This window comes from Chitinivibrionia bacterium (genome assembly GCA_009779925.1).
Taxonomy (GTDB): Bacteria; Fibrobacterota; Chitinivibrionia; order Chitinivibrionales; family Chitinivibrionaceae; genus WRFX01.
Genome location: WRAZ01000059.1, coordinates 1 through 8,860, shown reverse-complemented (window position 1 = coordinate 8,860; position 8,860 = coordinate 1). Strand labels below are relative to the sequence as shown.

The window sequence follows — 8,860 nt, the reverse complement described above, 5'->3', positions numbered from 1 at the left end:
GGGAGAAAGGAGAAGCGAGAAGCGAGAAGCGAGAAGCGAGAAGTGAGAAGCGAGAAGAGAGAAGTGAGAAGCGAGAAGCGAGAAGCGAGAAGCGAGAAGCGAGAAGCGAGAAGCGAGAAGCGAGAAGCGAGAATATATATAAATATACTCAATATAAAATACGTTTTGCCCACTGCAAAAGTCAAGACCTCAGGAACATTTTGTCCATTTTTACCCATTACGCCCATTTTTATACTTTTCTCAAAAGGTGTCAGATTTTTGTAGGAAAATACTATTTGCCAAATAAAAATGCAAGAAGAAAAAAGAAATAGTTGTTTTTTTCAATATTCGGCAGAAAATACTATTTGCGCGACGGTCGCCTCCCTTTTTTGTTTGTGAAAAATGTATTTTTCTATAAATTCAGGAGAAAAAATGGTAGAAACGCACTTCAAATTTTTCAAATGGCAACCGTCGTTTTTGTATAAAGACGAGCCCGAAATCATCTTTGATTGCCCCGCGAGAATTTCGCCCGAAAAAACAGAAATTCCCATTTATCTTTTCATTAAAGATTTCGACAAATTCCCGATTTCTCTCGAAAACGTCGAAATTCAAGTAGTTTGCAAAGGAAAAATGCTCGCAACTCACAAATTTGACGAAATTTCCAAACACAAAATTCACGAAAAATACGATTTACAAGGATTTCGCTTCACCATTCCCAAGGCGACAGTCGCCTCCCTGCCGCAAATACTCGACGAAAAACTGTTTCTTTATCCGAAATTAAAATACAAAATCGGAGAGAAAACAAAAATCGCCGCGGTCGATAACATAAATACAACAAGCAATTTCCCTTTTTCTGTCTATCTCGCCTCCGAAAACTACCCAAACGACGATACCAATCCCGCAAAATACTACGACCTGCACTGCCATTCGTCGCACACAAACGACCACATAGAATTCGGTGCCCCCGTATCATTTATAGCTGATTGCGCGGACTACACAGGACTAAACGGCGTTGCAATAACCGACCATTCATACGATTTATCCTGCAAACCCGAAAATTACCTTGAAAAAGACGAAAAATTAACCCATTGGCAATATTTGCGCGAAGAATGTGGTGGCAACGACCGGCTCAGCCACCGAATAGACGTTCATTTGGGCGAAGAAATTTCGGTTGTGCGAAACGGCGGAAAAGCTGTTCATTTGGGAGCGATATTTGACGTAGGGGCGGGTTTAAAACCCGCCCCTACATTCGTTGCAGGAACCGCCGACGGCGCGCGAAAGGGCTACAACCGCAAATCCGAGCCGACAATGGACGAGGCGATAAATTCGGTAATCGAAAACGGGGGAGTGGCGTTTGCGGCGCATCCGGGCGAAATCCCTAATTTTTTCCATCGCCTATTTTTACGGCGCGACCATTGGCGATTTCAAGATTTCGCCGATTTATGTAGGGGCGTATTGCATACGCCCAAATCACCGTTCGCCTTTCAAGCAACAAACGGAAAATTCGACAAAACTTGGCGACGAGCGCGAAATTTGTGGATAAACCTTTTGCTTTCGGGCAAAAACCTCCCGTTAATTGCGGGCAACGATTCGCACGGCGATTTTAATCGTTATCGGGCGATGAGCGTTCCGTTTGTTTCCGCCAAAGAAGACTTTGAGCGCAGTTTCGGCAGGGCGCGAACGGGAATTTACGGCGCTAATTTAATTGAAGCAATAAAAACAGGGCAAACCTTTATAACAGACGGACCGTTTATCCGTATAGACACAATAAAAAACACCGCAACAATCACCATAAAAAGCAGTAAAGAATTCGGCAGAATAAGCAAAATTTGGCTTTTTATCGGCGATTGCAAAGCGCAGAAAGAAAAATTAGTTTTTGTAAATATTTCCGAAGAAAAATACTGTTATTCGCAAGAAATATCGGAGAAACTTATTAAGAATGTCGATTATTTGCGCGCTGAAACTGTATGCGAAACCGAGAACGGATACAAAACTTTCGCGGCGACAAGCGCGGTTTTTATTTACGCTACCCAAATAACGTAGAATGCGAACCTGTTGCAACGGCGACTAATACCAATTCTTCTTTTTCTATTTTATACACCAAAAGCCAATCGGGTTCAATATGGCATTCGCGATACTTAGAGAGATTTCCTGTTAATTTGTGGTCGCAAAAACTTTCAGGCAACGTTCTTTTGTTTGCTAATTCATTCAAAACCCAAACAAGTTTATTCATATCCTTGTTTTGCCGTTTTATAAGTTTCATTTGCTTTTTTATTTTAGATGAGTATTTAATTTCAAGCAATTTAATCCTCCAGCATTGATCTTACCGCATCTTCGGCTGTGGCAAACGGACCGATTATATTTCGGTTGTTTTCTACATCGTTTATTGCTTCCATTAACTCGGCAGACGGGCGTTGCATCGGCATTGAAAACGCAAGATTGTTTTGCTTGTATTTCAAATACATTATGTAGTTAAGCACTTCCTGCACAAATTCTTGCGGAAGCGTTTCCACCTCGGAATACAATCTTTCATTTGCTAAAACCATAAACATTTCCTTTCCTTATAATTTAGATATAAAATAATATCTGCCGCTAACTATAAACGGCAAAAAACAGAAGTGTTTTACTAATTTCTAACGGAACGTGTTTCAAATTAACAAACAACACCTCAACTTTTACGTCGTCGTTGGCAGTGTAGGTGATTTCCTTTTCAATGTCGAAATTTGGATTAGGATAAAGCAGTATAACTTTTTTTGCTCCGTATTTCTTGCCGTAAGCATACATTTGATACATATCGGCTTGCGAAATGCCATAGTTGTTCTCGTTTAGCGAAAGCAATTTCCATTTGGTGTCTAATATAATTTTTTCGCCTTTTGGGGAGGTTATCACAATATCGGGTTTTAGGCGAAATTTTTTGTTTTCTTCAAATAAATAATATCCGCTGTCTTGCGTATAAATCGTAAAATCTTGCGGCAAATATTTTCTGAATAACGCCGCGACATAACTCTCAAAAATTTTTTCCATCGGGAATAATAAAGCGATTGCTGTTTCGCTTCCTGAAAATGCCGTAAAACTATTTCCTTTCAAGAATATTTTACAGCAATTTATTAGTTCGGAGTAGTTTTTCATTGAACGATTTGTCGATACTTTGGAAAAATCCGTATCATAATTGTTTGAAAAATCAACTAATTCAAAATGCGTTAAAAGTTTGGTTATTTCGTTTTGATTTGTTTGTGTTCGAGTTTGACCGAGCAGGTATTTCAGCGTGGATTTTATCAATTTATTTTCGGGGCGATTTATGCTGAATTCGTCGAAACGCACAAAAAACCGCTCTTTGTTCGCGAGATTATGGCGAATATTCTGCGATACAAGTAATTTTCCTTTATAGAAACTTTCATTTTCTTCGGTTTCGACGTATGCTGATTTTAATCCTTGTCTTGTCAGCAAACTGACTTTATCCAAAAACATTTTTATGAATATTTCCAATAAGGTAAATTTTTCTGTTTTCAGATTTGAAGTGTTAAACTCCTTAAAGGGTGAATTTTTGAGCGTTTTAAGCATTTTCAGAAAAATCTTTTTTGTCGTGTCGTTATCGTCGTCAAGATTTGCGATTTTCGGCAATATCTCAATTGTTGTTCCATTTTTTAACGTAATAATTCCCACGTAATTTTTAGCAGAGATTACTTTGCCGACACCTTTTTTTGCCGATAATTTCAGCAATTCAAGCGTATCGGTTTCGGAATTATTTTTGTTTGATAAAATGAAATTTTCAAGAGCCGAAAAAGACGTTTTGTCATCATTTTCACGCAATATCTCGTCAAATTCCCTAATCGTTATTATTTTCGTAGGTTTTGACATACGCCTCTTCTTTTTCAAATGCAGATGTATTTATTTCAAAACTATCGTCTAATTCCAAATCGGCATTACCGAACAAATTATTTGCTATTTGCACTCTTTTTATGAATTGCAATTCTTCGTTTTTCTGATTATCTGCCAAACATAGACGAATTTTTTCGTAATCGTCATAAAAATACTCTTGTAAAAGCGGAATAATTTTGTTTTTCATTATCCGCGCAAGTTTTTCGATAGTATTTTCTTGCTTTAGAGGCAAAAAGTATGCGTGTCCGATAGTGTGCTCGCGGTCGAATAAAGCCTCTATTCGCTTGTTAATTTTTTCGAGCATTTTTTCGATGTTTATTTCTTTGACAAAGACATCATTTAGTAATGAAGTATCGGGCAACATTTCTACAAAATCAAATCGGCGGCGAAGCGCGGTGTCCAATAGGGCAATGGAGCGGTCGGCGGTGTTCATTGTTCCGAGTATATAAACATTATTCGGAATACCGAAATTTTCTTGCGAATACGGTAAAATTGCAGTCGCTTCTTCGTTTGCGCCGAGCCGTTTTGTGTCTTCGATAAGCGTGATAAGTTCGCCGAAAATTTTAGAGATATTCCCGCGATTGATTTCGTCTATAACGAAAACGTAATTTTCCTCTTCGTTTTCTTTTGCCTTGTCGCAAAAATTTTTAAATACGCCGCTGTGCAAATTATATGAGACATTGCCGTTTGAATTTTGCGATAAATTTGGGCGAATTCCCTCAATAAATTCTTCGTAAGAGTATGATTGGTGGAATGTTGTAAAAGCGATTTGTCCGTTTTCTTTGTGTTCGTTAAAGCGCGCCTTTACTTCGGCGTAGTCCTCTTTTGCTTCTGCTTTTACATCTTCAATGTTTCTGTTTTCGGCAATGGCAATTGCATAAATTGCGGTGTTGTATGTTTTTCCTGTTCCGGGAGGACCGAATAAAATAAGATTTTTAGGCAATAGGTTTGCTTCTTCGTTTGGTTCAATTTTTTCACTGGAAATTTGTTTGAGAAATTTGAGGTATTTCTTCAGTCCAGAAATTATTTGAGGAGTTTTTTTCTTTGGTTGTTGCTTTTGATACGCTTCATACTCTTGTATTTTTTCATTAATTTCTTCAACACTCACGCACTCAAAGTGGTTTTCTTTTTCAGTGAATTTTGCAATTTCATCACTACTTACTCCCTTAATTTCTCTAATATATCTTGACTGCGTATCTTGGTTAGTCGCGATATCGCTCTTAAGAAAAGCTGCAAACGCCTTTTCTCGCTCTTCCAAACTCATCTTTTCATATTCTTCAATCGTCGGAAATTTCATAAATACTCCTCCTTTTATAGATTACTGCAAAATAAAAAGCAACCGCCTAACAACAAACAAACAATAATGATAGTCATCCATTGTGTAAATTTCTCTTGTTGTACTGCATATCTTATAGCGTTATCAATATCCTCTGCCTTTTTATCACACTTTTTCGCCCATACTTCAGAATCTTTATGCCCGTTCAACTCTCGAAACCATTTAGCAAGAGTTCGCCACACATCATTAACGTTTTTTCCATTTTCGGTAATTCCGTTGCCTTGGCAACATCCGTTATATAAAGATCGATAGAGATTGTAATTTTCTTCATTTCGGGCATATTGTTCGCGTTTTTCTCTTGACTTTACATACGGCTCACATTTTATATTATAGAGTTGTAAATCTGTATTAAGCGCTTCATCGGCAAATCGTAATGCTTTTTTGTAGTTTGGATTGTCCTCTAAGGAATATTCGCTTTTAGCTAAATCTTCTTCTTTTTTGACCTCTAATTCTGCGCACAAGCAACCGACATACGCGGGCGCATATTCAGGGTTTATATCTAAAACACGGTCAAAAAAAACGTGCGCTTTATCCCAATCGTAATCTTCCAAAGCCAGCCAACCGCGTTTCATAAGAGATTCTATATTCGGAGATGCCGCTACCGCTGCCACGCCTCCTTGCGAAGATTTCTCTTTCGCACCCTCCAAAACCTTTTTTATCCCGTGAATAACATCTTGCGCAAAGCCGATTTTTGACATATCTTGCGACTGCAACATTGCCATTTCTTCGGGTAAATCGTAAGCATCCATATCGCGGAAACAAGGAATTAGCAGGCGGGATTTGTCTTTTTTGACGAGGGATAAAAATCGGCTCCATTCGTTTTTTACCCATACGGCGTTAAAATGTTCGGATTTTGTGCCGATGACCAACATCACTTTTGCGGTGTTGAGTGCGTTAAATATATACGGCTCATATTCTTGTCCGAGTTTTTTCTCTAAGGAAATTCGCGAAAAGAAAATCTTAAAGCCTTCCTTTTCTAAATGATAATACAAATCTTGCGCAAGCGCGCTGTCTTTCGTTCGACTGCCGCCGCTTGTGGTTTCTTTGTAGCAAATAAACACGTCGTAAGGTTTTTCTTTGCTCGAAATCGCCAAAATGCCTTTTTGTATTTCAGCGATTTGTTCCGCTTCTTCTTCGTATAAACTTTTTGTGTATTCATCTTGCGCGTTTTCGACTGCGAAAATGTAATCTGCATCGCTTAAAATCGGCTCGCTCTGAACTCTATGGCAGGTTGGAACACGCTTGCCTGTTTTTTCATCTTCCACGTATTCTATGCCGTATTTAGATAATACCAAGCCCCAATGCGCCTCTGCGGACGATGCGTCGATATTAAGAATATTTTCATAAGCGGCGACGGCTTTGTCGAATTCGTTAAGGCGGCGCAGGTGGTTTGCGCGGTTAAAAAGATTAAGCATTTGCTCGTCGTTCGCTTTCGGCAAAGTCATTGTAGAGCCGCAAGAATCGCAATTTCCGTAAGTTTCATCGGTTGCCCGAATATCGCCGCCGCACATTTTGCATTTTAGGATTGTCATTTTTGTCGCCTTTCGCCTATTTCAATATCTTGCATTTTCTGTTTCTTTCGGCAAATAATTGCTGTAATTCTTCGCACAATTTATTTGCTTCGTCCTTGTCTGCTTTTTCGATATTTTGCGAAAGCAGGGCGATTTTTGCACTTATTTCGCTTTCGAGTTCGGCAAGTTTTGCATTGCTCATAGGGTCGCTGAATTTTATTGTTTCGGCGAGGTTTTTCAGGGATTTTTTTACGCTTTCGTCCAAAACTTTGGCGACTAAATTTTCCACGTCTGCTTGCAATGATTTTATGAAAAGCACTTTTTCCTTGATTTTTTCGTCTATGCGTTCTATCTTTTCTCTGACTGCATTAACGCTGATAAGTCCGATTAAACAAGCTCCCAAAAGAGCGGTGCTCAGCGCAAGTCCGATTCTGAAAGCATACGGTGCAAAATAAAAAATCATAAGCGCCAAACTTACAATAAATTGAGCGACAAGATACCGCCAAATCACCGAAATAAGCGGAATTCCATAAACCTTGCTTCGTAATCCTTTAAGGTTTATGACATAATTTCCGACAGCCGTCGCCAAAACAAGCGCCGACATAAAGAAGCCGTATCCAAGCCAAAATTCGCTTTCTCTGTTGAATGGAATTGCGAAAATGCTTACATTATACACCACTGCAATTATTAGCATTGTCGCTAAAAATTGCCCTTTGTTTTTTATGTTTATCATTTGTAGTTCTCCTTTTTTTACAGCCCTAAAAGCGTTTTTCGTTGTGTTTCAAATTCTTCGTCGCTAAGCATTTCCATTTCTTTTGCCAACTTTAATTTTTCAAGTTTTTGCTTGAATTCCGCCATATCGCCGCCCGATTGTTCTTGCGACGTTTGTGGCGCGGGGGTTGCCGTCGGTGTAATTATGCCGATTCCCGTTGCATTCGGCGCGACGTTTCCGAGTGCGTTTGTCGTTATTCCCGCTATCATTCCGCCCATACCGCCTGCAACGCCTCCCATCATTCCAAGCCCTATTCCCGCGCTCGAAAAATTACCCGCGCCCTCGTTTTGAGCAACTTTTTCGGCTACGTCAAAGCCTCGTTCGTGTTGATATGTGTATCCCTCTTGCGCGCGCTTTGTCGCTATTGCCTGCGATTCTATAACCATTTTTTGCGCTTCGGTTTGCTGGTCGATTACGCCGATTTTTTGCCTGAGTTGCGCCTCGGCAACGTCGGAATATTGGCGAATATGTATATCGCGAAATTTTTCATACGCCTTATCGCCCTCGGGTTTTACGATAGTTGTTATAAAAAATCGTTCGAGCGATAATCCGTAATCGACAAAATCGGGTATCAGTTGATTGTGCAGAACTTGCGACAGTTCGCCCATTTGCGAGTCGATTTCAAAAATGCCGAACTCGCTTTTTTGCATAGTTTGCGCGAGATACGGCTTAACTTTTACCATTAAAAAAGCGCGAAACATCTGCACAAGATTTGCCTGTGTAAATTGTTTTTCTTTGCCGACAATTTTAACGAGCAACTTTCGCGAGTCCTCAACGCGCAAAGACATTTCGCCCGAAGCCCCTATTTTTAACGGAAATTTGTATGTCGGCTCCATATACTGAACTTGGCTGTCCGTTCCCCACTTTATCGCAGGTTGCTCAACCTTGTTTATGAAATACACTTCGGCGCGAAACGGAGTTTCTCCGTCGGTTTTTTTATTGATAACACCTCTAACCAACGGTATATTTTGCGTTTCTAAGGTGTGCCGTCCCGGACCGAACAAGTCCAACGCCTGCCCGTTCATAAAAAACACCGCTTCCTGCGATTCGTGAACAATTAACTGACTGCCGATATTGAAATTCTCAATCGGCGACTTCCAAACGAAAGTGCTGTTATCACCTTCGTATTTAATTACTTGAAAAATGCCTGACATTTATTATGCCTCCCGGTTATGATTTGCAAAAATATATAGTCGCTCAAAAAGATTGAGCTTTTGATATGAAATAAAAATGCGTAAAGTTTTACTTTAGATAAATACGCGTAAGTGCTTGAATTGCAGTGGTTTGCGAAATTCGGGGGGGGGGGGGGGAAATAATATTTTAAGGGAGATTTTTTTTCCCCAAAAAAAATATCAAAATGCGTATTTTGTTTTCACTCTGCTT

Annotated in this window: 9 protein-coding genes; 2 read left to right on the top strand and 7 right to left on the bottom strand. The window is 39.6% G+C overall.

Annotated elements, in window-relative coordinates; genetic code table 11:
• Together FWE23_10790 and FWE23_10785 are read left to right on the top strand one after the other, a co-directional pair.
• Positions 1-264 (top strand): hypothetical protein (locus tag FWE23_10790; protein ID MCL2845912.1); only part of this gene is annotated, 264 nt, incomplete at its 5' end.
• Between the two features lie 147 nt (positions 265-411).
• Positions 412-2,022, top strand: a complete 1,611-nt coding sequence (locus FWE23_10785; protein ID MCL2845911.1) for a hypothetical protein — start codon at positions 412-414, stop codon at positions 2,020-2,022.
• Here FWE23_10785 and FWE23_10780 read toward each other — a convergent pair.
• Genes FWE23_10780 through FWE23_10750 form a run of 7 tightly spaced genes read right to left on the bottom strand, consistent with a single transcriptional unit; the run spans position 2,006 to position 8,631 of the window.
• Entirely contained in the window at positions 2,006-2,281 is a 276-nt protein-coding gene (locus FWE23_10780; GenBank protein MCL2845910.1) for a type II toxin-antitoxin system YafQ family toxin, read from the bottom strand. The two genes, FWE23_10785 and FWE23_10780, sit on opposite strands and share 17 nt — an antisense overlap.
• Before the next feature lies 1 nt (position 2,282).
• Complete coding sequence (locus FWE23_10775; protein MCL2845909.1) at positions 2,283-2,525, bottom strand: DUF2281 domain-containing protein; 243 nt, start codon at positions 2,523-2,525, stop codon at positions 2,283-2,285.
• 46 nt (positions 2,526-2,571) lie between these two features.
• Positions 2,572-3,837: an McrC family protein gene (locus FWE23_10770; GenBank protein ID MCL2845908.1), complete on the bottom strand. Its 1,266-nt coding sequence runs from the start codon at positions 3,835-3,837 to the stop codon at positions 2,572-2,574.
• Positions 3,806-5,155 (bottom strand): AAA family ATPase, encoded by a 1,350-nt coding sequence (locus tag FWE23_10765; protein MCL2845907.1) that lies wholly within the window; start codon positions 5,153-5,155, stop codon positions 3,806-3,808. The genes FWE23_10770 and FWE23_10765 overlap by 32 nt, the downstream gene beginning before the upstream one ends.
• A gap of 14 nt (positions 5,156-5,169) precedes the next feature.
• Entirely contained in the window at positions 5,170-6,726 is a 1,557-nt protein-coding gene (locus FWE23_10760) for a toll/interleukin-1 receptor domain-containing protein (protein ID MCL2845906.1), read from the bottom strand.
• A 16-nt stretch (positions 6,727-6,742) separates the two neighbouring features.
• Positions 6,743-7,438, bottom strand: a complete 696-nt coding sequence (locus FWE23_10755; protein MCL2845905.1) for a hypothetical protein — start codon at positions 7,436-7,438, stop codon at positions 6,743-6,745.
• A gap of 17 nt (positions 7,439-7,455) precedes the next feature.
• The gene (locus FWE23_10750; GenBank protein MCL2845904.1) at positions 7,456-8,631 is read right to left on the bottom strand and encodes an SPFH domain-containing protein; all 1,176 of its coding nucleotides are present in this window, start codon (positions 8,629-8,631) and stop codon (positions 7,456-7,458) included.
• Between the last annotated feature and the right edge of the window lie 229 nt (positions 8,632-8,860).

Bases quoted from the DNA above. Each gene is read 5' to 3' on its own strand.
- FWE23_10785 (MCL2845911.1), top strand. From the start codon at position 412: ATGGTAGAAACGCACTTCAAATTTTTCAAATGGCAACCGTCGTTTTTG.
- FWE23_10775 (MCL2845909.1), bottom strand. From the start codon at position 2,525: ATGGTTTTAGCAAATGAAAGATTGTATTCCGAGGTGGAAACGCTTCCG.
- FWE23_10755 (MCL2845905.1), bottom strand. From the start codon at position 7,438: ATGATAAACATAAAAAACAAAGGGCAATTTTTAGCGACAATGCTAATA.
- FWE23_10765 (MCL2845907.1), bottom strand. From the start codon at position 5,155: ATGAAATTTCCGACGATTGAAGAATATGAAAAGATGAGTTTGGAAGAG.
- FWE23_10750 (MCL2845904.1), bottom strand. From the start codon at position 8,631: ATGTCAGGCATTTTTCAAGTAATTAAATACGAAGGTGATAACAGCACT.
- FWE23_10770 (MCL2845908.1), bottom strand. From the start codon at position 3,837: ATGTCAAAACCTACGAAAATAATAACGATTAGGGAATTTGACGAGATA.
- FWE23_10760 (MCL2845906.1), bottom strand. From the start codon at position 6,726: ATGACAATCCTAAAATGCAAAATGTGCGGCGGCGATATTCGGGCAACC.